Source organism: Enterovirga aerilata (genome assembly GCF_013044135.1).
Taxonomy (GTDB): Bacteria; Pseudomonadota; Alphaproteobacteria; order Rhizobiales; family Beijerinckiaceae; genus Enterovirga; species Enterovirga aerilata.
The window spans coordinates 450,139-471,913 of record NZ_JABEPP010000003.1; the positions used below are offsets into that span (position 1 = coordinate 450,139).

The 21,775-nt window shown below is 69.8% G+C and carries 21 protein-coding genes; 13 read left to right on the forward strand and 8 right to left on the reverse strand.

Annotation, left to right across the window (positions count from 1 at the left end; all coding sequences use genetic code 11):
* The first annotated feature begins 6 nt into the window (after positions 1–6).
* The 12 genes from HJG44_RS12275 to HJG44_RS12330 all read left to right on the forward strand — a co-directional run bounded on the left by HJG44_RS12275 (position 7) and on the right by HJG44_RS12330 (position 11,648).
* A complete protein-coding gene (locus HJG44_RS12275; protein ID WP_171218647.1) occupies positions 7–807 on the forward strand; it encodes a MetQ/NlpA family ABC transporter substrate-binding protein in 801 nt (266 codons plus the stop codon).
* 78 nt (positions 808–885) lie between these two features.
* Positions 886–2,274: an LLM class flavin-dependent oxidoreductase gene (locus tag HJG44_RS12280; RefSeq protein ID WP_171218648.1), complete on the forward strand. Its 1,389-nt coding sequence runs from the start codon at positions 886–888 to the stop codon at positions 2,272–2,274.
* Positions 2,275–2,421: 147 nt separating this feature from the next.
* Complete coding sequence (locus tag HJG44_RS12285; RefSeq protein ID WP_171218649.1) at positions 2,422–3,654, forward strand: argininosuccinate synthase; 1,233 nt, start codon at positions 2,422–2,424, stop codon at positions 3,652–3,654.
* Between the two features lie 92 nt (positions 3,655–3,746).
* Positions 3,747–4,100 carry a PAS domain-containing protein gene (locus tag HJG44_RS12290; RefSeq protein WP_171218650.1) on the forward strand — a complete coding sequence of 118 codons (354 nt, stop codon included), beginning with the start codon at positions 3,747–3,749 and terminating at the stop codon, positions 4,098–4,100.
* Between the two features lie 4 nt (positions 4,101–4,104).
* The gene (locus tag HJG44_RS12295; protein ID WP_171218651.1) at positions 4,105–5,412 is read left to right on the forward strand and encodes a sensor domain-containing diguanylate cyclase; all 1,308 of its coding nucleotides are present in this window, start codon (positions 4,105–4,107) and stop codon (positions 5,410–5,412) included.
* A gap of 70 nt (positions 5,413–5,482) precedes the next feature.
* A complete protein-coding gene (locus HJG44_RS12300; protein WP_171218652.1) occupies positions 5,483–6,916 on the forward strand; it encodes an FAD-linked oxidase C-terminal domain-containing protein in 1,434 nt (477 codons plus the stop codon).
* Positions 6,917–6,930: 14 nt separating this feature from the next.
* The gene (locus tag HJG44_RS12305) at positions 6,931–7,161 is read left to right on the forward strand and encodes a hypothetical protein (RefSeq protein WP_171218653.1); all 231 of its coding nucleotides are present in this window, start codon (positions 6,931–6,933) and stop codon (positions 7,159–7,161) included.
* Positions 7,161–7,448 (forward strand): type II toxin-antitoxin system RelE/ParE family toxin, encoded by a 288-nt coding sequence (locus HJG44_RS24410; RefSeq protein WP_171218654.1) that lies wholly within the window; start codon positions 7,161–7,163, stop codon positions 7,446–7,448. The genes HJG44_RS12305 and HJG44_RS24410 overlap by 1 nt, the downstream gene beginning before the upstream one ends.
* Positions 7,445–8,629 (forward strand): glycolate oxidase subunit GlcE, encoded by a 1,185-nt coding sequence (gene glcE, locus HJG44_RS12315; protein ID WP_171218655.1) that lies wholly within the window; start codon positions 7,445–7,447, stop codon positions 8,627–8,629. Before HJG44_RS24410 ends, glcE begins: the two co-directional genes overlap by 4 nt.
* Complete coding sequence (locus HJG44_RS12320; RefSeq protein WP_246736194.1) at positions 8,616–9,248, forward strand: DUF2585 domain-containing protein; 633 nt, start codon at positions 8,616–8,618, stop codon at positions 9,246–9,248. Before glcE ends, HJG44_RS12320 begins: the two co-directional genes overlap by 14 nt.
* Positions 9,249–9,252: 4 nt before the next feature.
* Positions 9,253–10,599 carry a glycolate oxidase subunit GlcF gene (gene glcF / locus HJG44_RS12325; protein WP_171218656.1) on the forward strand — a complete coding sequence of 449 codons (1,347 nt, stop codon included), beginning with the start codon at positions 9,253–9,255 and terminating at the stop codon, positions 10,597–10,599.
* Positions 10,600–10,667: 68 nt separating this feature from the next.
* Positions 10,668–11,648, forward strand: a complete 981-nt coding sequence (locus tag HJG44_RS12330) for an aldo/keto reductase (RefSeq protein WP_171218657.1) — start codon at positions 10,668–10,670, stop codon at positions 11,646–11,648.
* A 4-nt stretch (positions 11,649–11,652) separates the two neighbouring features.
* On the opposite strand, the gene HJG44_RS12335 is transcribed toward HJG44_RS12330, so the two are convergent.
* Together HJG44_RS12335 and HJG44_RS12340 are read right to left on the reverse strand one after the other, a co-directional pair.
* Positions 11,653–11,844, reverse strand: coding sequence for a hypothetical protein (locus HJG44_RS12335; protein ID WP_171218658.1), 192 nt, complete (start codon positions 11,842–11,844; stop codon positions 11,653–11,655).
* A gap of 172 nt (positions 11,845–12,016) precedes the next feature.
* Positions 12,017–14,239: a malate synthase G gene (locus tag HJG44_RS12340; RefSeq protein WP_171218659.1), complete on the reverse strand. Its 2,223-nt coding sequence runs from the start codon at positions 14,237–14,239 to the stop codon at positions 12,017–12,019.
* Positions 14,240–14,436: 197 nt separating this feature from the next.
* On the opposite strand from HJG44_RS12340, the gene HJG44_RS12345 reads away from it, so the two are divergent.
* The gene (locus tag HJG44_RS12345) at positions 14,437–15,150 is read left to right on the forward strand and encodes a DUF2076 family protein (RefSeq protein WP_171218660.1); all 714 of its coding nucleotides are present in this window, start codon (positions 14,437–14,439) and stop codon (positions 15,148–15,150) included.
* 61 nt (positions 15,151–15,211) lie between these two features.
* Here the strand turns inward: HJG44_RS12345 and HJG44_RS12350 are convergent, their stop codons facing one another.
* The 6 genes from HJG44_RS12350 to HJG44_RS12375 all read right to left on the reverse strand — a co-directional run bounded on the left by HJG44_RS12350 (position 15,212) and on the right by HJG44_RS12375 (position 21,773).
* Entirely contained in the window at positions 15,212–15,967 is a 756-nt protein-coding gene (locus tag HJG44_RS12350; protein ID WP_171218661.1) for a L,D-transpeptidase, read from the reverse strand.
* 174 nt (positions 15,968–16,141) lie between these two features.
* On the reverse strand, positions 16,142–17,563 hold the full coding sequence (locus tag HJG44_RS12355; protein WP_171218662.1) for a lipopolysaccharide biosynthesis protein: 1,422 nt from the start codon (positions 17,561–17,563) through the stop codon (positions 16,142–16,144).
* 76 nt (positions 17,564–17,639) lie between these two features.
* Complete coding sequence (locus HJG44_RS12360) at positions 17,640–17,801, reverse strand: hypothetical protein (RefSeq protein WP_171218663.1); 162 nt, start codon at positions 17,799–17,801, stop codon at positions 17,640–17,642.
* 146 nt (positions 17,802–17,947) lie between these two features.
* Positions 17,948–20,239: a CHASE2 domain-containing protein gene (locus HJG44_RS12365; RefSeq protein WP_171218664.1), complete on the reverse strand. Its 2,292-nt coding sequence runs from the start codon at positions 20,237–20,239 to the stop codon at positions 17,948–17,950.
* Positions 20,240–20,241: 2 nt separating this feature from the next.
* Positions 20,242–21,000, reverse strand: a complete 759-nt coding sequence (locus tag HJG44_RS12370; RefSeq protein ID WP_171218665.1) for a hypothetical protein — start codon at positions 20,998–21,000, stop codon at positions 20,242–20,244.
* The gene (locus tag HJG44_RS12375; protein ID WP_171218666.1) at positions 20,997–21,773 is read right to left on the reverse strand and encodes a hypothetical protein; all 777 of its coding nucleotides are present in this window, start codon (positions 21,771–21,773) and stop codon (positions 20,997–20,999) included. The genes HJG44_RS12370 and HJG44_RS12375 overlap by 4 nt, the downstream gene beginning before the upstream one ends.
* Positions 21,774–21,775: the final 2 nt, after the last annotated feature.

Here is a 21,775-nt window from a genome sequence, read left to right on the forward strand (position 1 = left end):
GAGCTCATGGTGACTTCATCCTGGACCCGCCGCCTGGTGATGGCGGCGACACTCGCGGCAACCGCCGCCGCCGCATCATCCGCTGCCGCCGAGCGTCGGCTGAGGATCGGTCTCAACCCGGGCCCGACGGTTGAGTTCGTGAAGCGGGCGGCGGCCCTGGCGGAGAAGGACGGCCTCAGGATCGAGACGGTCGAATTCACCGATTGGGTCACGCCGAACCTCGCGCTCGCCGCGGGCGACATCGACCTCAACTTCTTCCAGAACGTCGCCTACCTGAACACGCAGATCGAGCAGCGGCGGCTTGACCTCGTGCCGGTCGCGGGCGCGCTGATCGTGCCGACGGGTCTCCACTCCCGCAAGATCAAGAGCATCGCCGAGCTCCCGGACGGCGCCACGGTCGCCGTCGCGAACGACCCGCTCAACTCCGCCCGCGGGCTGCTCCTCCTGCAAAAGGCCGGGCTGATCCGGCTGAAGGACGGGGTCGGCATCAAGGCGACCCGGTTCGACATCATCGAGAACCCGAAGAAGCTGACCATCGTCGAGCTGGAGGGCACCCAGCTCGCGGTATCGCTGAGCGACGTCCACCTCGCCTCGATCTCGCCTTATGTCGCGATCCCGGCCGGGATCGATCCGGCGGCGGCGTTGCTGCAGGAGGATTTCGACAACGCGCTCCTGCAGCTCAGCTTCGTGGCACGCCGCGATCGGGCGGCGGACAAGGACATCGGGCTGTTCCTGAAGTCTTTCCTCAGCGCCGAGGTGAAGAGCTACATCGCGGACAAGTATCCGCATTTCAAGACGGCCTGGTAGCCCCGGCCCTCCGCGCCTTTCCCTCTGCCCCCGCCGGACCTGCCGCCTCCGCGCGAGCGCTTCACCGCGAGACAGACTTTGACCCCCGAAAGACCCCCCTTCGTGCTCAGCTTCTTCCAGGACAAGGTCGGGCACGACCTCGCGGCCTGGCGCCATCCGGAGGCGGCGACCGAGACCGTGCTCACGCTCGAGTACCAGGCCCGGCTCGCCCGAACGGCGGAGCGCGGCAAGTTCGACATGGTGTTCCTCGCAGACGCCCTGACCCTCCTGCCGGAGAACAATTCCGCCTTCACGACGACCTTCTACTTCGAACCCCTCGTCCTGCTCGCGACGCTCGCGGCGGCGACGAAGCGGATCGGGCTCGCCGCCACCGTCTCCACCTCCTACGGCGAGCCGTACCACGTCGCCCGGGCCTTCGGGACGCTCGACCTTCTCAGCGGCGGCCGCGGCGCCTGGAACGTCGTGACCTCCATGCGGGAGAGCGAGGCCTGGAACTTCGGCCGCGAGGGCAGCCTCGACCACGCGACCCGCTACGAGCGGGCGCAGGAATTTCTCGACGTCGTTCGCCTCCTGTGGCGCAGCTGGGAGCCTGACGCGATCGTCGCCGACCGCGCCAGCGGCCGCTTCGCCGATCCCGACAAGATCCACCCGATCCGCCACCGGGGCCGCCATTTCGCGGTCGAGGGTCCGCTCAACGTGCCGCGCTCGCCGCAGGGCGAGCCGGTGATCGTCCAGGCCGGCGCCTCCAGCATCGGCAAGGCCTTCGCGGCCCGCAACGCGGAGGTGATCTTCGCCTCGACCCCGGATCTCCGCTCCGCCCGGGCCTTCTACGCCGACGTGAAGGAAGCCGCGGTGGCGGAGGGGCGCCGGCCGGAGGCGATCAAGATCCTGCCCGGCATGATCCCCATCGTCGGCCGGACGCGTGCGGAGGCAGAGGAGAAGCACCGGTTCCTGAAGGGATTGCTGCTTCCCGAGGCCGCGATCCGGTACCTCTCGCAATGGCTGGAGACGGACCTCTCCGGGTTCGATCCCGACCGCCCGCTGCCGGACATCTTCGACATCGAGCGGATCCGGGGCCAGAAGGGACGCTTCGCCAACATCATCGACATTTCGCGGCGGGAGAAGCTGACGCTCGGCGCGCTCGCCGCACGCGTGGCCGCCACCCGCACGCACTGCTTCATGGTCGGCACCGCGGAGGAGATCGCCGACGAGATGGAGGCCTGGCTCGACGGAGGCGGCTGCGACGGGTTCAACATCCTGACGACGCATCTGCCGGCAGGGCTCGACGAGTTCGTCGACGAGGTGGTGCCCTTGCTCCAGGAGCGCGGCCGGTTCCGGGCCGATTATGAGCACGAGACCCTGCGCGGGCATCTCGGCCTGCCCTTCGACGAAGCCTCCCTCGAGCGGCGCGGCGTCTCCGAAGCTCCGCGCTACCACGCCAGACTGACCGAGACCGCTTCGGCATAGTCCGGCCTGGACCGATCGCCCGCGCAGATCGGAACCTGCGCCGGCCATTGCCGGGTCACGCATGCGGATCGTCGGCACCCGTTGCTCATCCTCCGTATCGACTGATAAGCGCAGGCGTTCCCTTCTCAGACGGATCGCCTGCCGCCCATGGCCGACAAGCAAGTGAAGAAGGTCGTGCTCGCCTATTCGGGCGGGCTCGACACCTCGATCATCCTCAAGTGGCTGCAGACCACCTATGGCTGCGAGGTCGTGACCTTCACGGCCGATCTCGGCCAGGGCGAGGAACTCGAGCCTGCGCGGCGCAAGGCGCAGCTTCTCGGCATCAGGGACGAGAACATCTTCATCGAGGACCTGCGCGAGGAATTCGTGCGGGACTACGTGTTCCCGATGTTCCGGGCGAACGCCCAGTACGAGGGCGTGTACCTGCTCGGCACCTCCATCGCCCGGCCTCTCATCGCCAAGAAGCAGATCGAGATCGCCGAGAAGGTCGGCGCCGATGCGGTGGCCCACGGGGCGACGGGCAAGGGCAACGACCAGGTCCGGTTCGAGCTCGGCTATTACGCGCTGAAGCCCGACATCAAGGTCATCGCGCCCTGGCGCGAATGGGATTTCCGGTCGCGGGAAGCCCTCATCGACTTCGCCGAGAAGCACCAGATCCCGATCGCCAAGGACAAGCGCGGCGAGGCGCCGTTCTCCGTCGACGCCAACCTCCTGCACGCCTCCTCGGAGGGCAAGGTTCTGGAGGACCCCGCCCAGGAGGTGCCGGACTACGTCTATTCGCGCACGCTCTCGCCCGAGGAGGCGCCGGACAGGCCGACGGTGATCACGATCGGCTTCGAGCGCGGCGACGCGGTCTCGATCGACGGGCAGCGCATGTCGCCCGCGACGCTTCTCGCCCGGCTCAACCAGCTCGGGCATGACAACGGCATCGGCCGGCTGGACCTCGTCGAGAACCGCTTCGTGGGCATGAAGAGCCGCGGCATGTACGAGACGCCCGGCGGCACGATCCTGCTGCCGGCGCATCGCGCGATCGAGTCGATCACGCTCGACCGCGGCGCGGCGCATCTCAAGGACGAGCTGATGCCGCGCTATGCGGAGCTCATCTATAACGGGTTCTGGTTCTCGCCGGAGCGCGAGATGCTCCAGGCGCTGATCGACAGAAGCCAGGAGATGGTGACGGGCGAGGTCCGGCTGAAGCTCTACAAGGGCGGGGTCTACGTGATCGGCCGCCAGAGCCCCAACACCCTCTACGACCAGGAGCTCGTGACCTTCGAGGAGGGCGCGGTCGCCTACGACCACCGCGACGCGGCGGGCTTCATCAAGCTGAACGCGCTGCGGCTGCGCACCCTCGGCCAGCGCCGGAAGAAGCTGGGCGGCTGAGCCTTCGCTTTCAGGAGAAGGCCCGGAAGGGGATTCACCTCTCGTCCATCCCGGCGTGCTTCACTCCTCGCAATCAGGAGTGGGCGCGCCTCATGGACTTTGCAACCTGCTCGATCGGGGACCTCGATCGGGCTTCCGGCGCAATGCTGGACGATCTTCCGTTCGGGGTGATCGGCTTCGATGCGGCCGGCACGGTGAATTTCTACAGCGCGACGGAATCCCGCCTCGCGGGCCTTTCCCCCGAGAAGGTGGTCGGCAAGCACCTCTTCAGCGTGGTCGCGCCCTGCATGAACAACTTCATGGTCGCGCAGCGTTACGAGGACGAGCCGGAGCTGGACGCGACGATCGACTACGTGCTCACGCTGCGGATGCGCCCCACGCCCGTGAAGCTCCGCATGCTCCGGAGCGCCTCGGCCGCGCGGCGCTATCTCCTCGTTCAGCGCTGACGCCATGTCCGCCGTCGCGGCCGGCCTGGATCTCGGCCAACTGGCGTCCGAGAGCGAGCGGCTTCTGGAGTTCCTCTACGTCTGCCCGGTCGGGCTGGTGGAAACGGACGAAGCCGGCGAGGTGAGCCTGATGAACCCGCTCGCCGCGCGGCTCCTGATGCCGATCGCCGCGCCGGCTTCTCTCGCGAATCTCTTTGCGGCGCTGGAGCCCTATGCGCCCGACCTCCGCTACATCGCGTCGAGCTTCGGCGGCGAGAGAGGCGCGATCTGCGAGAACCGGCGCATCCATCTGCGCCAGGGCAGGCCGGACGCCCCGGAGGTCCTCGCCTGCTCGCTGATCAAGATCGAGCGCGGCCGTATCATGGCCGTCCTGACGGACGTGACGGAGCAGGTCGTGCAGGAGCGGCGGCTGAAGGAGGCCGAGTCCTGGTTCTCGATGATCCTGGCGGGCGTCAACGACTTCGCGCTGCTGTCGCTCGACGCCACCGGACGGATCAGCGCCTGGAACGTCTCCGGCGAGCGGCAGACCGGATATGCGTCCCGCGACGTCCTCGGCCGGACGATGAACGTCTTCTACTTCCCCGACGAGGCCGTGCAGGGGAGAGCGCTGCAGCAGGTCGATCTCGCGCGCCGCGACGGCTGGCATATCGACGAGGGCTGGCGCCGGCGCAAGGACGGCTCTCGCTATTGGTGCCAGAGCCTCGTCTCGGCGCTGGAGGAGAAGACGGGCGAGGTCACCGGCTTCTCGGTCGTCCTGCGGGACGTCACCCAGTCCAAGACCAATGCCGAGGAGATCCGCCGTCTCCTCACCACGGACCAGCTCACCGGCGTCTCCAATCGGGCGCGTTTCTTCGAGCTCGGCGAGGCCGAGTTCACGCGATGGAAGCGCTTCCGCCAGCCGCTTTCGGCCATGATGGTGGATGTGGACCACTTCAAGAGGGTCAATGACGGCCACGGCCACGCGGCGGGCGACGAGGTGCTGAAGCAGGTCGCCGCTTCCCTACAGGGCGGCCTCCGCTCGATCGACGCGATCGGGCGGCTCGGCGGCGAGGAATTCGCCATCCTGCTGCCATCCGTGGATCTGCAGGGCGCGGCGATGATCGCCGAGCGTCTCCGGCAGACCGTTGCCGCGCTGGCCCCGGTCGTGGACGGCCGGACCATTCCGGTCACGGTCAGCATCGGTTGCGCCGAGATCGCGGCGGATGCGCCCGACCTCGAGACGCTTCTGAAATCGGCGGACGGCGCCCTCTATGCGGCCAAGCAGGGCGGGCGCAACAAGGTGGCCGTGGTGCCGCCCGCCGCCGCGGCGTGAAACGGCTCGCGCCGCCCGGGGCCACGCACTAGATTGTCCTTCCGGGCGCGTGCCCGTTCGGAGACGATCGATGTCCATCGCCTTTCCGGCGCCGGATCCCGCCATCCTCGCCCGCCGCGACGAGATCCTGGCCGGGCTCGCGCGCCTCGTCCATCCGGAGGCGCTGATCGCCTCCGAGGACGAGCGCCGCGCCTTCGAGACCGACGGGCTCACGGCCTATCGCAAGCTGCCGCTCGCCGTCGTCCTCCCGTCCTCGACGGCGGAGGTCTCTGCCGTCATGCGCTATCTCGGCGAGCAGGGCGTGAAGGTCGTGCCGCGGGGCGCCGGAACCTCGCTCGCCGGCGGCGCCATTCCGCAGGAGGACGCCGTGGTCGTTGGCGTCTCCAAGATGGCGCGCGTGCTGGAGGTCGATTTCGAGAACCGCACGGCGCGCGTGGAGGCCGGGATCACCAACCTCGCGATCTCCGCCGCGGTCTCGCACGAGGGCTTCTTCTATGCGCCCGACCCCTCGAGCCAGCTCGCCTGCACGATCGCGGGCAATATCGGGATGAACTCGGGCGGGGCGCATTGCCTCAAGTACGGGGTGACGACCAACAACATCCTGGGCGTCACGATGGTGCTGCTGGACGGGACCGTGGTGGAGATCGGGGGGCAGCACCTCGACAGTCCGGGCCTGGACCTCCTCGGCCTGATCGTCGGCTCGGAGGGGCAGCTCGGCATCGTGACGGAGGCGACGGTCCGGATTCTGCGGGCGGCGGAGGGCGCGCGCCCGGCGCTTCTCGGCTTCCCCTCCGCCGAGGATGCCGGCGCCTGCGTCGCGGCGATCATCGGCGAGGGTCTCGTCCCGGTCGCGCTCGAATACATGGACAAGGTGGCGATCGAGATCACGGAGGGCTTCGCCCAGGCCGGCTATCCGCTCGACGTCGAGGCCATGCTGATCGTCGAGGTCGAGGGCTCCGACGCCGAGATCGACGAGCAGCTGCGCCGGGTCGTCGCGATCGCCGAGCGGCACAAGGTGAGCGCCGTCAAGGTGTCGAAGTCGGAGGCGGAGAGCGCCGCGATCTGGAAGGGCCGCAAGGCCGCCTTCGGCGCGACCGGCCGCATCTCCGACTATATCTGCATGGACGGCACGATCCCGACCGGCCAGCTCCCCCTCGTGCTCCGGCGCATCGACGAGATCGTCAAACGCGAAGGCCTGAAGGTCGCCAACGTCTTCCACGCGGGCGACGGAAACCTGCATCCTTTGATCCTGTTCGACATCAACAAGCCCGGCGAGATGGAGAAGGCCGAGCGGGCAGGAGAGGAGATCCTGAAGCTCTGCGTCGAGGTCGGCGGCTGCCTGACCGGGGAGCACGGCGTCGGAATCGAGAAGCGCGACCTCATGCGCTGGCAATTCGACGAAGCCGACCTCGCCCAGCAGATGCGCATCCGCAGCGTCTTCGATCCGGCATGGCTTCTCAACCCCGCCAAGGTCTTCCCGCTGGACGGCAGGATCGCGGCGTGAGCCCGGAGGCAGCGATGACGAGGCAGGAGATCGAGGCCGTGTTCGAGCGGGTGAAGACCTGGCCGCCCGAGCGGCAGGAAGACGCGGTCCGCATCCTTCTTCGCATGGAAGAGATCGACGCGGAGGGGTCCGGACTCAGTGAGGAAGATCTGGCTGCGCTTGAGGAGGCCGAGATGGAGATCGAGCGGGGAGAGGTTGCCTCTGACGAGGAGGTCCGCGCGCTCCTCGACCGCTACCGCCTGTGATGGGAGTCAGTTTCGGTCCCGCAGCCCTCCGAGACCTCCGATCCATCCTCGCCCATCTGGCGCACGAGAGCCCGCGTGCTGCGAGCGAATTCTCTGCCGCGATCATCGACCTATGGGAACGCCTATCCGAGTTCCCTGACGCGGGCGCACCTGCCGGAACGCGAGGACACCGTTTCGTGATGATATCCGGCTTCCCCTACAAGGTCTTCTATCGCCCTATCGGCCAGAGTGAGCTTCGGGTTGTCCGAATCCGCCACGCGCGCCGTCGTCCGCTCAGGTTCTCATGACGACCGTCACCCCACGCGACGAACAGGACGCCTGTGCCGCGGTCGCGGAGGCCGCGTCCGGCCGCATTCCGCTCGCGATCGCGGGCGGCGGCACGAAGGTGTCCATCGGGCGGCCGGCCCAGACCGAACGGACGCTCTCGGCCTCGGGCCTCTCCGGCGTCACGCTCTACGAGCCGGCCGAGCTCGTGATCGGCGCCCGGGCGGGCACGCCGCTCTCCGAGGTGGAGCGGGTGCTCGCCGGGCGCGGCCAGCAGCTCACCTTCGAGCCGCTCGACTATCGCCCGCTGCTCGGCTCCGGCGGCGAGCCGACGATCGGCGGCGTCGCGGCCGCGAACCTGTCCGGCCCCCGCCGCATCCAGGCGGGCGCCGCGCGCGACAGCCTGATCGGGGTGCGGTTCGTGAACGGCCGCGGCGAGCTCGTCAAGAACGGCGGCCGCGTCATGAAGAACGTGACCGGGCTCGACCTCGTGAAGCTCATGGCCGGCTCCTGGGGCACGCTCGGCTTCCTCACCGAGGTGACCTTCAAGGTCCTGCCGAAGCCGGAGCGGACCCGCACCCTCATCCTGCGCGGTCTCGACGAGCCGGGCGCGGCGGCCGCGATGGCGGCCGCGCTCGGCTCGCCCTACGAGGTCACGGCGGCCGCCCATCTGCCGGCCGGACTCGGCGGCGGCGCGCAGACGCTGATCCGGCTCGAAGGCTTCGCCTACTCGGTCGACTACCGCAGCGGCGAGCTGCGCCGCCTCTTTCGGCGCTATGACCTCGACCTCGTGGACGGCGAGGCGAACCTTTCGCTCTGGCGGAGCGTGCGGGACGTGGCGCCCTTCGCGGCGGATGTGTCGGACGAGGCGGTCTGGCGCGTCTCGACCGCGCCGACCAAGGGGCATGTCTTCACGGCTCAGGTCGCCCGCTCCGTGCCGTGCCGCTGGTTCTACGATTGGGGCGGCGGGCTCGTGTGGCTCGCCTGCAGTCCGAAGGAGGATGCGGGCGCGGCGGTAATCCGAGCCGCGCTCGCCGAAACCGGCGGCCACGCGACGCTGATCCGTGCGCCTGCCGAGGTGCGGGCGGCGGTGGAGGTCTTCCAGCCGCTGAGCGAGCCGCTCCGGCGCCTGACGGCCGGGATCAAGGGATCCCTGGATCCTGTCGGGATCTTCAGCCCGGGGCGGATGTATGCCGGCATCTGATCGCGCACTCGCCATGCCCGCTCCCGCGGCGCGCCGGCCTGCCGGCCGGCGCTGGCGTCCGCACGACTTCGCGCTTCCGGCCCTCCTCGTCGTGGCCACCGCGGCCGTCCTGTTCTGGATGGGACGCACGCCGATCTGCACCTGCGGCACGGTCAAGCTCTGGCACGGGGCGATCCAGAGCGCCGAGAACTCGCAGCACCTCGCGGACTGGTACACCCCCTCGCATATCGTCCACGGCTTCCTGTTCTACTTCGGGGCCTGGGCGGTCGCCCGCCTCCTCGGCCGCGAGATGCCGCTCTGGGCCGGACTCCTCGGCGCCACGGTGTTGGAGGCCGCCTGGGAGATCGTGGAGAACACGCCGCTCATCATCGAGCGCTACCGGGCGGAGGCGATCGCGCAGCATTATTTCGGCGACAGCATCGTCAATTCCGTCGGGGACATGCTCGCGATGATCGCCGGCTTCGTGGCGACGTCCCGCCTTCCCGTATACGTTGTGGTCGCGGCCGCGCTCGCGATGGAGATCGGGGTCGGCTATCTGGTGCGCGACAACTTGATCCTGAATGTGATCATGCTGCTCTATCCGCTTGACGCAATTAGGACCTGGCAGGCCGGAGCCTGAGGCGATGCAGACCAATTTCACGGCCGCGCAGCTTGCCGATCCGCATATGCGGGCCTCGGAGAAGATCCTCCGCACCTGCGTCCATTGCGGCTTCTGCACCGCGACCTGCCCGACCTATCTGCTGCTCGGCGACGAGCTCGATTCCCCGCGCGGGCGGATCTACCTGATCAAGGACATGTTCGAGGGCGGTAAGGCCGCGACCGCACAGGTCGTCCGCCATATCGACCGCTGCCTCTCCTGCCTCTCCTGCATGACGACCTGCCCCTCGGGCGTGCATTACATGCACCTGGTCGATCATGCCCGGGCCTATATCGAGGAGACCCACAGGCGCCCGCTGCACGACCGCCTCGTCCGCGAGCTGATCGCCCGCGTGCTGCCGTACCGGAACCGCTTCCGGCTCGCGATGCTCGGCGCGCATATGGCGAAGCCCTTCCGGTCGCTGCTCGGCGCCCTGCCGCGGGTGGGCAACCGCCTCGCCGCCATGCTCGACCTCGCGCCGGCAGAGGTGCCGAACCGATCGGCTGGCGACCGCGTCGGGGTCTTCCCGGCCGAGGGCGAGCGGCGGGCCCGCGTCGTCATGCTCAAGGGCTGCGCGCAATCCGTGCTCGCGCCGCACTACAACGAGGCCGCCATCCGGCTGCTGAACCGGCATGGGGTCGAGGTGGCGCAGGCGGGCGAGACCTGCTGCGGCGCGCTCGTCCACCATATGGGACGCGACGGGCAGGCGAGGGCGCTCGCGCGCCAGGCCATCGACCTCTGGTCGGCCGAGCTCGACCGGGGCTTGGAAGCGATCATCGTGACGGCCTCGGGCTGCGGCACGACCATCAAGGATTACGGCTTCATGTTCCGCGACGAGCCCGCCTATGCCGAGAAGGCCAAGCGCGTCTCGGCCGCCGCGAAGGACATCGTCGAGTACATGCTGTCGCTCGGCCTGAAGCCGGCCCTGCGGGAGAGCGATCTCGTCGTGGCCTATCACTCCGCCTGCTCGATGCAGCACGGCCAGCAGATCCGCACCGAGCCGAAGACGCTGCTCAAACAGGCGGGCTTCACGGTGAAGGACGTGCCGGAAGGCCATATCTGCTGCGGCTCGGCCGGCACCTACAACCTGCTGCAGCCCGAGATCGCGGGCCGGCTCCGGGCCCGCAAGGTGGCCAATATCGAGCGCATCCGGCCGGACGTGATCGCGACCGGGAATATCGGCTGCATCACCCAGATCGGGAAGGGGACGGACATCCCCATCGTGCATACGGCCGAGCTGCTCGACTGGGCGACCGGGGGGCCCGCCCCGGCCGTACTCGCCCAGCGCGGCCTCGACCAGGAGCGGCCGCCGAGCCTCGCGGCCGCCGAATAGCTGCCCTGCCGGATCGGCCGGCAACCCTCCGCGAGGAGGAGCGTTGGCGGCGGCGAAGAGGAGGCCGCATGCCAGACACTCATTTCCGTCCGCCGGGCCCGCTCGGCTTCGGCGGCGCGCCGCTCGGCAACATGTTCGATACGGTCGACGAGAAGACGGCCGAGGGTGCCCTGGAGGCCGCGTGGGAGTGTGGCGTCCGCTACTTCGATACGGCCCCGCATTACGGGCAGGGTCTGTCGGAGCACCGCTTCGGGCGGGTGCTCCGGCGCCATCCGCGCGCGGAATTCGTCCTGTCGACGAAGGTGGGACGTCTTCTTGTCGCGGACGAGAACGCGCCCGAGAACCCGCCCTTCAAGGAGGGCCTGCCGTTCCGGGTGGAGTACGATTACAGCTTCGACGGCGTCCGGCGCTCGATCGAGGACAGCCTCAACCGGCTCGGCCTCGCCCGCATCGACATCGCGTTCATCCACGATCTCGCCGAGGACCACCACGGAACAGCCTGGGAAGAGGTGTTCCGGACGGCCATGGAGGGCGCCGCGAAGGCGCTGATCCGGCTCCGGGACGAGGGCGTGATCAAGGGCTGGGGCCTCGGGGTGAATCTCGTCGAACCCTGCCGGCGTGCGCTGGACCAGTCCGATCCGGACGTCTTCCTGCTCGCCGGCCGCTACAGCCTGCTCGACTTCTCAGGGCTGCGGGAGCTCTTCCCGGCCTGCCAGGAGCGCGGCGTGCATGTCGTGATCGGCGGTCCGTACAATTCGGGGCTGCTCGCCGGCGGGCGGAACTACGACTACCGGGAGGCTCCGGCGGACAAGGTCGCGGCGCGGGACCGTATCGCCGCTATCGCGGAGGAGCACGGCGTCGACATCAGGGCGGCCGCGCTCCAGTTCTGCGCCGCGCATCCGGTCGTCGCCGCCGTCATTCCGGGCGCCAAGAGCGCCGAGCGGGTGCGGACGAATGCGGAGCTGATGCGGCAACCCATCCCGCCGGACTTCTGGTCCGCGCTCCGGGCCGCCGGCCTTCTGCCGGAGGATGCGCCGACGCCTGCCTAGCCTCTCAGGCATGCCGGCGGGAGCGCTCGCGTTCCTTCTGCCTCAGCCGCAGCAGCAGATCGACATGATCGATCGGCAGCGGCTCGGCTTCCGGGTGCTCCAGCTCCTCCCGGAGCTGGAGTCCGATGCGCCGCGCGATCATCTTGTAGGGTGGGCGTGCGACCGCCTCTTTGCTCTTTCCGAAACTCGCCGACATCCTTCCCCGGCTCCATAAAAGTTGTGGAGAAGCTGGGGAAATATGGTTAATAAACCGTTAACGGCTTCGCGAAGCGTAGCCGTAAGCCGCTGAACTTAAACGTGACTTTCCTGCGGCAGCACTGTGGCTCAATCCGCCTTTCCGCAACCAGCAGGGGTGGACCGCCGCCCAGTCAGGTGATCGTGGTCGGCCGGCGGTCGGTCGGCGCGGCAGCCTCGCCGGAGCGGTCGGGCCGGCCGAGCGCCTTCGCCTCGCGGCGGCGCTCGTGCAGGATCCACTCCGTATAGCCGTTGGGCTGGGCACGGCCCTTGAAGACCAGGTCGCAAGCCGCTGCGAAGGCTGGGCCTTCGAAGGCCGGCGCCATCGGCCGATAGGCCGGGTCGCCGGCGTTCTGCCGGTCCACCACCTCGGCCATGCGTCGCATCGTCGCCATCACCTGCTCCTCGGTGACGATGCCGTGCCGGAGCCAGTTGGCGATGTGCTGGCTCGAAATCCGCAGCGTCGCCCGGTCCTCCATCAGCCCGACATCGTGGATGTCCGGCACCTTGGAGCAGCCGACGCCCTGATCGATCCAGCGCACGACGTAGCCGAGGATGCCCTGGGCGTTGTTGTCGAGCTCCTCCTGGACGGCGTCGGGGGCGAAATTCGACTGCGCGAGCGGGATCGTGAGGATGTCCGAGAGCTTCGCCATCCCGCGCGAGCGCAGCTCCTGCTGGCGGGCGGCGACGTCCACCTCGTGGTAGTGGAGCGCGTGCAGCGTCGCCGCGGTCGGGGAGGGCACCCAGGCCGTGTTCGCGCCGGCCTTCGGATGCGCGACCTTCTGGGCCAGCATGTCGGCCATCCGGTCCGGCATCGCCCACATGCCCTTCCCGATCTGCGCCCGCCCGGGCAGCCCCATGGCGAGCCCGACATCGACGTTGCGATCCTCGTAGGCCTTGATCCAGGGCGTCGAGCGCATCTCGTTCTTCCGGATCACCGGCCCGGCCTCCATCGAGGTGTGGATCTCGTCGCCGGTGCGGTCGAGGAAGCCGGTATTGATGAAGACGACGCGCTCGCGTGCGGCCGCGATGCAGGCCGCGAGGTTCACGGTGGTGCGCCGCTCCTCGTCCATGATGCCCATCTTCAGCGTGTTGCGCGTCATGCCGAGGAGATCCTCAACGCGCCCGAAGAGCTCGTCGGCGAAGGCGACCTCGTCCGGCCCGTGCATCTTGGGCTTGACGATGTAGACGGAGCCCGCGCGGCTGTTGCGGTACGGGTAGGTTCCCGCGAGGTCGTGCTTGGCGATGAGCGAAGTCACGACCGCATCGAGGATGTGCTCCGGGATCTCCGCCCCGGTCTCGTCGCGCACGGCGTCGGTGTAGATGTGCTGTCCGACATTGCGGACCAGCATGAGGCTGCGGCCGGGCAGCGTGATCTCGCCGCCCTCCGGCGCCGCATAGGTGCGGTCGGGGTTCAGGCGGCGCTCGATCGTCCTGCCGCCCTTCTCGAGCGTGGCCGAGAGCGTCCCCTGCATCAGGCCGAGCCAGTTGCGGTAGACCTCGACCTTGTCGTCCGCATCGACCGCGGCGACCGAATCCTCCAGGTCCATGATGGTCGTGACGGCCGACTCGATCACGAGGTCGGCCACGCCGGCCGGGTCGTCCCGCCCGATCGGGTGCGAGCGGTCGATCCGCAACTCGAGATGCAGGTTGTTGTGCCGGAACACGAGCGCCGACGGGCTCGCGGCCTCTCCGGAATAGCCGACGAAGCTCTCGGGGCGGGCGAGAGGGGTCGTGTCGCCGTTCCGGAGCCGGACGGAGAGCATGCCGTCCTCCACCGCGTAGGCGGCGGCGTCCCTGTGGCTGCCTTCGGCGAGCGGCGCGGCGCGGTCGAGGACCTCGCGCGCCTTGGCGATCACCCGCTCGCCCCGGACCTTGTTGTAGGGTCCCGAGCGCGTCGCACCGCCATCCTCCGGGATGGCGTCCGTGCCGTAGAGCGCGTCGTAGAGCGATCCCCAGCGCGCGTTCGCGGCGTTCAGCGAGTAGCGGGCGTTGGAGATCGGCACGACGAGCTGCGGGCCCGCGATGGTGCCGATCTCCGGATCGACATTCCCGGTCTGGACGGTCGTCGGGGCGGGTTCGGGCCGAAGGTAGCCGATCTCCCGCAGGAAGGCCTCGTATTCGGCCGGGTCGATCGAGCGGCCCGTCCGCTCCGTGTGCCAGGCGTCGATCTGCGCCTGGAGCCGGTCGCGGATGTCGAGGAGTTCGCGGTTGCGCGGCGCGAGGTCGCGGAGGATGGCCGCGAACCCGGTCCAGAATGACGACGCGTCCAGGCCGGTCCCGGGCAGGGCCTCGTTCACGACGAAATCGTGCAGGCTCCGGTCGACCTGCAGCCCACCCGCCTCGATATGCGCCACGCCTTCCTCCGCAACCCAGTGTCGTTGGGCGTGGTCCTTAACAGGGGCCGCAGGCAGCGTCAGCCCCCGGCGCCGGCGCGTCCGATCCCGGATGTTGCGGCCCGTAACATGTACCGGGAGGGGGTCTTCAAAAGCCCGGTGCGCCACCCATGTCTTCGTGCGGCCGTCCTGACCGGCCTCCACCAGAGGGGACCAACGTGAACGACCAGGAACGTCAGATCATCGCAGACATCTTCAAGCGGCTGGAGCAGACAGCCGGGCAGCAGCGGGACCCCGAGGCGGAGCGTTTCATCGCGGAAAAGGTGCGCCAGCAGCCCTATGCGCCCTATGCCATGGCGCAGGCGCTCTACGTGCAGGAAGAGGCGCTCAAGAGCCTGGAGCAGCAGATGGAGCAGCTCCGCGCCGAGAACGAGGAACTCCGCCGTGCCGGCTCGGGCGGCGGCGGCATCCTGTCCTCGATCTTCGGCGGCGGGCAGCGGCGCGAGCAGCCTTCCTTCGGGCGCGCGGCGCCGGGCTATGCCCCGCAGCAGGGCGGGTATGGCCAACCCGGCTATGGCCAGCAGCCGGGCTACGCGCCGCAGCAGGGCGGCCCGTGGGGCGGGCAGCCCCAGCAGGCGTCGGGCGGCGGCGGGTTCCTGCGCGGCGCGCTGACGACGGCGGCGGGCGTCGCGGGCGGCATGATGGTCGGCAACGCCCTCATGAACGCCTTTTCGGGCGGCCATAGCGCGCTGGGCAGCTTCTCGAATACCGATCTCGCCTCCCTGGGCGGCGGCCTGCACGGAGGCGGGGCGCAGGATGCGGCCTTCGGGGGCGGCGACGCCTTCGGCGGGGCCGACGGCGCGAGCTTCCAGGACGCCTCGTTCGACGACGGCGGCGATTTCGGCGGCGGCGACGATTCCAGCTGGACCTGACCGGTCCGATCCACTCTGCAGGGGACGGCCGGGCATCTGCCCGGCCGTTTTCGCTCTGTAATCAGATCACCTTGACGCGCGTGCCGACCCGGACGCGCTCGTAGAGGTCCATCACGTCCTCGTTCATCATCCGGATGCAGCCGGACGAGACGTTCTGCCCGATCGTATGCGGCTCGTTCGTGCCGTGGATGCGGTAGAGCGAGGAGCCCAGATACAGGGCGCGGGCGCCGAGCGGGTTGTCCGGCCCGCCCTCCATGTGCCGCGGCAGGTCGGGGCGGCGCTTGAGCATCTGGGGCGGGGGCGTCCAGCCCGGCCATTCGCGCTTGGCCGTGATCGTCTTCACGCCGGCCCAGGTGAAGCCGGGCCGGCCGACGCCGATGCCGTAGCGGATCGCCTGCCCGCCGGGCTGGACGAGATAGAGGAAGCGCGACGGCGTATCGATCACGATCGTCCCTGGCGCTTCCGGGCCGTCGAAGGAGACGATCTGGCGCTGGTATTCGGGCGAGGGTTCGCGCAGCGGAACCGCTTCGTGCGGCGCGGCGGGCAACGCCGCCATCCGCCTCCGCTCGGGCTCGCGCTCGACCTGCGGCTCGTCGAACGGGTCGACATACCGGTAGGCGGCGTTCGCCGGCGCGGAGGGCTGAGGCGGCTGACGCACCTGCCGGAGCGGTTGGCCCGGGTCGCGTCCGGTCATCAGGAGCTCGATGAACCCGCCGCCGTACTGGCCGGGCCGGGCCTGGTTGTACATGGCCTGCGCATGCGCTGCGCCGGGCCCGAGCGCGAGAGCGAACGCCAAGGCTGAAGGACCGAGCTTCATCGGATCATCCTGTCGGGAATCCCTCGATCGGAACCGCCGCGGTTCGCGATCACGGCCAGGATGATCCGTCCTGCCGGTTAACTCAGGCGTGAAGACGGCCCGGCCTGATCTGCCGAAAAGCCGTCCCGCCCGGGAAACGGAATACCAGGGTTACCGCCTGCTTGCGGCCTGTGCTTAACGGTTGCTTGCCGGGATCCATCGCCGCGAGAGCGGCAGCAGGGTGCTCCTGGCCCCGGCGATGTCCAGGAGGAGCGCCAGGGCGCCGTAGATAGCCATGCCCGCCGCCACCTGCGCGGCCAGGCCGGGCACGGGGGGCAGCGCGTCCCGCCACGGCCAGAGTGCCGCTCCCATGGCGGAGGCTGCCGCCGCGGACAGGGCGAGGTCCCGCCAGGGGACGAGAGCGCGGGACGCGATCGCGAGCGCGGCGAGGACCGCGAGCCCGGCGCCGAATCCCGCGAGCTGGACGGCCGCGATCGGGCCGGCCCCGGCCGGCGCCGGCCAGGCGAAGAGGAACGCCAGGTTGGCCGCCAGCGCCGCGAGCGCAGCCGCGATGACGGGCGCCGTGCGGTGGCGGATCTGGAAGATCGGGTTCAGCCCGTACTGCACGAGCGCATAGGCCGCGAAGGCGGGCACGGCGAACATCATCGGTGCGGCGACCGCGCCGCGGAATTCCGACGGGACGAAGATCGCCTCGAAATTCGGCCACACGACGCAGAGGCCGATTGCCGACGGGAGCAGGACGGCCGCCACCATCCCGAGATTGCGGCCGGTCTGGCGCTCGCCCGCCGCGGCGCCGTCCCGCTCCTCGGCCCGGACCGCGAGCTGGAACAGCGCGAGATCGAGCGCCGAGCCCAGGTTCTGGAAGAGGCGGACGGCGATCTCGCCCGCGAGCGAGAAGTAGCCGGCTTCCGCGAAGCCGGATCGCGCCGCGAGCACGGAGCGGTTGAGCAGCGGCAGGAGCTGGTAGACCGCGCTCGCGGCGACGAGCGGGAGCGCGTAGCGCGCGAACCGCGCGAGCAGGGCGCGATCGAAGCGGCCGTGCGGCGTGCGCCCGCGCTCCCGGAGGAGCGCAAGCGTCAGGACCGCGGCCATCGCCGAGCCGCCGAGCACCGCGGTCGGATCGCGCCAGAGCCAGGCGGCGCCCGTCGAGAGCGCGAAGGCGAGGCCGCCGCGTGCGAGGAGAAGCGCAGCGTAGCGCCGGTCCAGGAAGCGGGCCCTGGCCTGCGCGGTGCGGTAGTCGAAGAGTCCGACCGACAGCCCGACCGCGGCGGAAGCCGCAAGCAGGCCTGCCGGCAGGCCGAGATCCGCGCCCGATACGAGGAGCAGCGCGGTCGCGGCCGTGACGGTCGCGGCGGTCGTCGCGTAGGCGATGTCGAGCGTCGCGCCCACCGCGGGCGCCTCGCTTCGCACCCGCTCGGAATAGAACCGCGTCGTCGATAGCCGCAGCCACTCGAACAGGGCCGTGTTGATGACGACGGACGCCGCGAGGGCCACCGCGTAGCGCCCGAAGGCGGCCGGCCCGACGAGATGCGCGACGACGAGCGAGAGCGCGAAGCTCAGCGCCGCATTGACGAGGAAGATGGCGACGAAGGTCATGCGCCGGGCCGGATCGGACCCGGCGAGCCTTACCTCTCCGGCGCCAAGAGAGTCTTACGCCCGCCGCCGCCGCCGCTCAGGAGGCGAAGCGCGCCTCGGCCGAGCAGATCGCCACGAAGGCGCTCGCAACGGCGACCAGGCCCAGGATCTCGGCCAGAAGGGGAGACGCTCCGGGACCGAAGAAGAGCAGCGCTCCGGCCGCAAGCCCGAGGGAGGTGAAACTGGCCCCCACAACCATCTAACGCCCCGCATTACGCCGAACCCTTGAACGCGGACCCGATCGTGAGGGTTCCAGGGCTCGAAACGAGAGTGCCAGCTTTGCCCTCCGGCGATCCCGGCCGCAACAGGAACCGACCCCGAAGCCATGCCCGGTCCGCAGGGCTGCTACTTGGATAGCGCCACGTAGACGCCCGCCCAGTCCGGCGGGGGCGGCTCGGCCCGGAAGGCCGCGATGCGCCCGGCATAGAGCTCGTACAGGCCGGAGATGCCGAGCCCTTCCGCCAGCTCCCGTGCATCCTCCAGCGCGGCCTCCGCCCCGTCCCAGTCTCCGGCCCGGTAGCGCGCGATCATGTCGGCATGCGTCTCCGCGAGGCGGCCGAACTCGGCGGTACCGCGCAGATCCGCATCCCCGAGGAGCGCGAAGACCCGCTCCGGCTCCTTCTTCCCCTTCACGCGGATGAGGTCGATCTCCAGCACCGCGAAGCTCGCCGTCACCTTCGCGGCGCTCGCCGCGCCGAGGACGACCTTCACGCCGTAGAGCTTGGACTGGCCCTCCAGGCGCGAGGCGAGGTTCACCGTGTCGCCCAGGACGGAATAGTCGAACCTGAGATTCGACCCCATATTGCCGACGACGCAGGGGCCCGTGTTGATGCCGATCCCGATATCGAGCGGGATGAAGGCCTGCCCGCTCTCGGCGGCTTCGCGCTCGCGCTCCGCATTCACGGCCTTGAGGCGGCGCAGCATGTCGAGCGCGGCCGCGCAGGCGTTCTCCTCCTGCTTCGGATCGTCGAGCGGAGCGTTCCAGAACGCCATGATGGCGTCCCCCATATACTTGTCGATCGTGCCCTGCCGGTCGAGGATCGCGTTGGTGAGGGGCGTGAGGAAGCGGTTCATCAGCGCGGTGAGACCCTGCGGATCGCGCTTGTAGCTCTCCGAGATCGTCGTGAAGCCGCGCACGTCGGAGAACATGATGGTCATCAGCCGCTCCTCGCCGCCCAGCCTCAGCTTCTCCGGATTCTGGGCGAGCTGCTCGACGAGGGCGGGGGAAAGGTACTGGCCGAAGGCCGAGCGGATGCGGCTGCGATCGACCTGCTCGCGGAAGTAGTTCGTGAAGACGAGCGTCAGATAGACGAGGAAGCTCGCCCCGAGCGGGAAGGTGGCGTCGAGCAGAAGGCCCGAATGGCTGTAGCGGTACCAGGAGGCTGCGGCCAGGCACGCCGCGACCGCGGTGCCGAAGAGGAGCAGCGGCACGGCGCCGAGGATCGGGGCGAAGAGGATGATCGCGACCGCGACCGCGACCGTGACCAGGATCTCGATCGCGGCCGCATAGCTCGGGCTGGATAGGACCTGGCCCGTGAGGGCGCTCTCAAGGACCTGCGCATGCACCTCGACCCCCGGCATCGCGCGCTCCAGGGGCGTGGTCTTGTTGTCCAGCAGCCCGATCGCGGAGGTGCCGACCAGCACGATCTTATTGGCCACCTGCTCGGGCGCGAAGCGGCCGGCCAGGACGTCCTTCGCCGAGAGGAAGCGGCTCGGATCGTGCGGCGTGAAGTGAACCCAGACCTGCCCGTGCGGATCGGTCTGCATCTCGAAGCCGGGCAGGCGGACCGACTGCACGCCAGCCTCGTCGCTGCGCATCAGGATGGAAGCCCCGCCGGTCAGGATCCGGAGGATCTCGAGCGAGAGGGTCGGCACCTCCGCCCCCTCGGCCCTGACCACCATGGGCACGCGGCGCACGATGCCGTCCCGCTCCGGCAGGATCGTGAAGAGGCCCCGCCCGAGCGCCGCCTTCTCGAGCACCGGCACGTTCCGGAGGAGCCCCGGGAAGGACGGCAGGAAGCGGGCCGGATCGGGCCCGAGCCTGCCGATGCCGGTCTGGGGCGGCGGCTCGGGGTCGGGCCAGGGCGCCGGATGGCCGAGTGCCGTCTGCCCGAGGATGACGCGGGAGGCCTTCATGGCACCCGCGAGCACCTCGTCGTTGCTCGGGAGGCTCCTGAGCGTCGTCCGCGTGGCCTCGTCGAGCTGGCTGAGGGCATCCGCGACCAGCGCGGGCGAGAGCCGGTCCGGCTCCGCGAAGACGATGTCGAAGGCGATCACGACCGCGCCGGCCGTCGTCAGCTTGGAGACGAGCTCCGCGACGCGCGTCCGGGCCCATGGCCATTGTCCGAGCTCGCGCAGGCTCGCCTCGTCGATGTCGACGATCATCACGGGCTTCGCCGGATGCGGCACGCGCGGCTTCAGCACCTGGAAGGCGTCGAAGGTCCGCAGCCGCACGGCCTCCACGGGGGCGGGATCCCAGATCCGGATCGCGAGGAGCAGGGCGAGAAGGGCGAGCGACAGCGCGCGGCCGAAGCCGAACCGCCGCGCCGTGCGGCGGAGCGAGCCCGGGCCGCCGCCGCGCCGCAGCCGGCGCGGCGGGGCGGGTCCGACCCGCTCGGGTGCCGGGCGGCCGTGCATGGCTAGACTGCGCCCCCGTCCCGGCCGGTCGGGGCGGGTTCGGACGAGGCCGCGATCATGCGGGAGAAGGGCAGCCCGTAATGGACCTCCGCGACCGGGCCGACCGGGGCCGCCGCGAAACCCCAGACGGCGCCGCCGCTCTCGCGCCAGCGCCGGCAGAAGGCATGTTCGGGGTCCGAGGGCGGGTCGTCGCCGAAGAAGTAGCGGAAGAAGGCGGTGAGCACGACCTTGCCGGCGGGGAACTCGTAGCGCGGCAGCCTTCCGCCTTCGGCCAGCCGTGCGATCGCCTCGCGGGCGATCAGCAGGAAGCCCGGCCCGACCGCCCGGACCTCGCAGAACCCGTCCTGCACGCGGATCGTCCGATCGAGGAGCTCGACATGCCAATCATGCGCCCGCGCCACCGCCGCCTCGAACGGCAGCACCCCGACCGAGGCGCCGAGACGCTCGAGGTCGACCCCGCCGCGCGGATGGATCGCGCCGACGACCGGCTTCCCGGATGCGAGCAGTCGGGCGCAGAGATCCGCCGGAAACCGCATGCTGCTGCCGATGAGGAGGAGGTGGCTGGCATCCGAGTTGAGCAGCTCGCGAGCGAGCACGTCCCGCTGGACCATCAGGTTCGGCCCGTCGATGAGGCGCAGCTCCGTCCGGACGCCTCTCGCCCGCAGGTCGTCGGTCATGCGCATCAGCGACATGACGTAGTCGCTCGCCACCACGCCGTTGGCGGTGGTGGTGCCGATCAGGACCTTGGGCTGCGAGGTCACGGCCGGGCGCTGCCGGGCGGAGGGTCGATGTCGCTCTCCCGGCGCGGCGGCCCGGCGGCGGCAAGGAAGCTCAGGAAAGGCGGGGGCGAGCGCCAGTCGCCGATATGACGGATATCGGCGGCGGGATAGGTCCAGACCTCGCCCCCGATCCGGCCCCAGTTGATGCAGAAGGAGTAGTCGAGGTCGAACACGACCTCGCCGTCCCGCACCTCCCGGTAGAACGCCCGGACGGGCGCATGATGCCTGTCGAGGCGCAGCAGCGGCGGGTTCAGGCGGGCGGCCATGGCCTCGAGGCAACCGCGCTCGGTCAGGACGAAGCCGCCGGGCAGGGCGGCCACGCGGCAGATGCCGCCCTCCATCCGCGTCGGGCCGGGAAGTGGGTGGACGTTCCACTCGTAGGCGAGCGGCAATGCGGCATCGACCGGGCGGGAGGCCACGAGCTCCTTCAGCTTGGCGAGGTCGAGCGCACGCTTCGTGTAGACGGCGCCGATCAGCGGCTTGCCGAAGCCGAGCAGGGTCTCGCAGAGATCCGCCGGGAAGGTCATGTCGCTGTCGAGGAACAAGAGGTGCGTGCAGTCCGAGCGCATGAACCTCTCGGCCAGGAGGTTCCGCTGCGCGACGATGCTGCTGCCGTCCTGGATCTGGTACTCGGTCCCGATGCCGGCCCGCGCCAGGCTCGCGACCATCCGGACGAGCGATGCCGCATGCTCGGCCATGACGATCCCGTCCGCAGTCGTCGTGGCGATGAAGATCTTGGCGGGCTTTCGGCTCACGG

Bases quoted from the DNA above. Each gene is read 5' to 3' on its own strand.
- HJG44_RS12275 (WP_171218647.1), top strand. From the start codon at position 7: ATGGTGACTTCATCCTGGACCCGCCGCCTGGTGATGGCGGCGACACTC.
- HJG44_RS12285 (WP_171218649.1), top strand. From the start codon at position 2,422: ATGGCCGACAAGCAAGTGAAGAAGGTCGTGCTCGCCTATTCGGGCGGG.
- HJG44_RS12290 (WP_171218650.1), top strand. From the start codon at position 3,747: ATGGACTTTGCAACCTGCTCGATCGGGGACCTCGATCGGGCTTCCGGC.
- HJG44_RS12295 (WP_171218651.1), top strand. From the start codon at position 4,105: ATGTCCGCCGTCGCGGCCGGCCTGGATCTCGGCCAACTGGCGTCCGAG.
- HJG44_RS12300 (WP_171218652.1), top strand. From the start codon at position 5,483: ATGTCCATCGCCTTTCCGGCGCCGGATCCCGCCATCCTCGCCCGCCGC.
- HJG44_RS12305 (WP_171218653.1), top strand. From the start codon at position 6,931: ATGACGAGGCAGGAGATCGAGGCCGTGTTCGAGCGGGTGAAGACCTGG.
- HJG44_RS24410 (WP_171218654.1), top strand. From the start codon at position 7,161: ATGGGAGTCAGTTTCGGTCCCGCAGCCCTCCGAGACCTCCGATCCATC.
- glcE (WP_171218655.1), top strand. From the start codon at position 7,445: ATGACGACCGTCACCCCACGCGACGAACAGGACGCCTGTGCCGCGGTC.
- HJG44_RS12320 (WP_246736194.1), top strand. From the start codon at position 8,616: ATGCCGGCATCTGATCGCGCACTCGCCATGCCCGCTCCCGCGGCGCGC.
- glcF (WP_171218656.1), top strand. From the start codon at position 9,253: ATGCAGACCAATTTCACGGCCGCGCAGCTTGCCGATCCGCATATGCGG.
- HJG44_RS12330 (WP_171218657.1), top strand. From the start codon at position 10,668: ATGCCAGACACTCATTTCCGTCCGCCGGGCCCGCTCGGCTTCGGCGGC.
- HJG44_RS12335 (WP_171218658.1), bottom strand. From the start codon at position 11,844: ATGTCGGCGAGTTTCGGAAAGAGCAAAGAGGCGGTCGCACGCCCACCC.
- HJG44_RS12350 (WP_171218661.1), bottom strand. From the start codon at position 15,967: ATGAAGCTCGGTCCTTCAGCCTTGGCGTTCGCTCTCGCGCTCGGGCCC.
- HJG44_RS12355 (WP_171218662.1), bottom strand. From the start codon at position 17,563: ATGACCTTCGTCGCCATCTTCCTCGTCAATGCGGCGCTGAGCTTCGCG.
- HJG44_RS12360 (WP_171218663.1), bottom strand. From the start codon at position 17,801: ATGGTTGTGGGGGCCAGTTTCACCTCCCTCGGGCTTGCGGCCGGAGCG.
- HJG44_RS12365 (WP_171218664.1), bottom strand. From the start codon at position 20,239: ATGCACGGCCGCCCGGCACCCGAGCGGGTCGGACCCGCCCCGCCGCGC.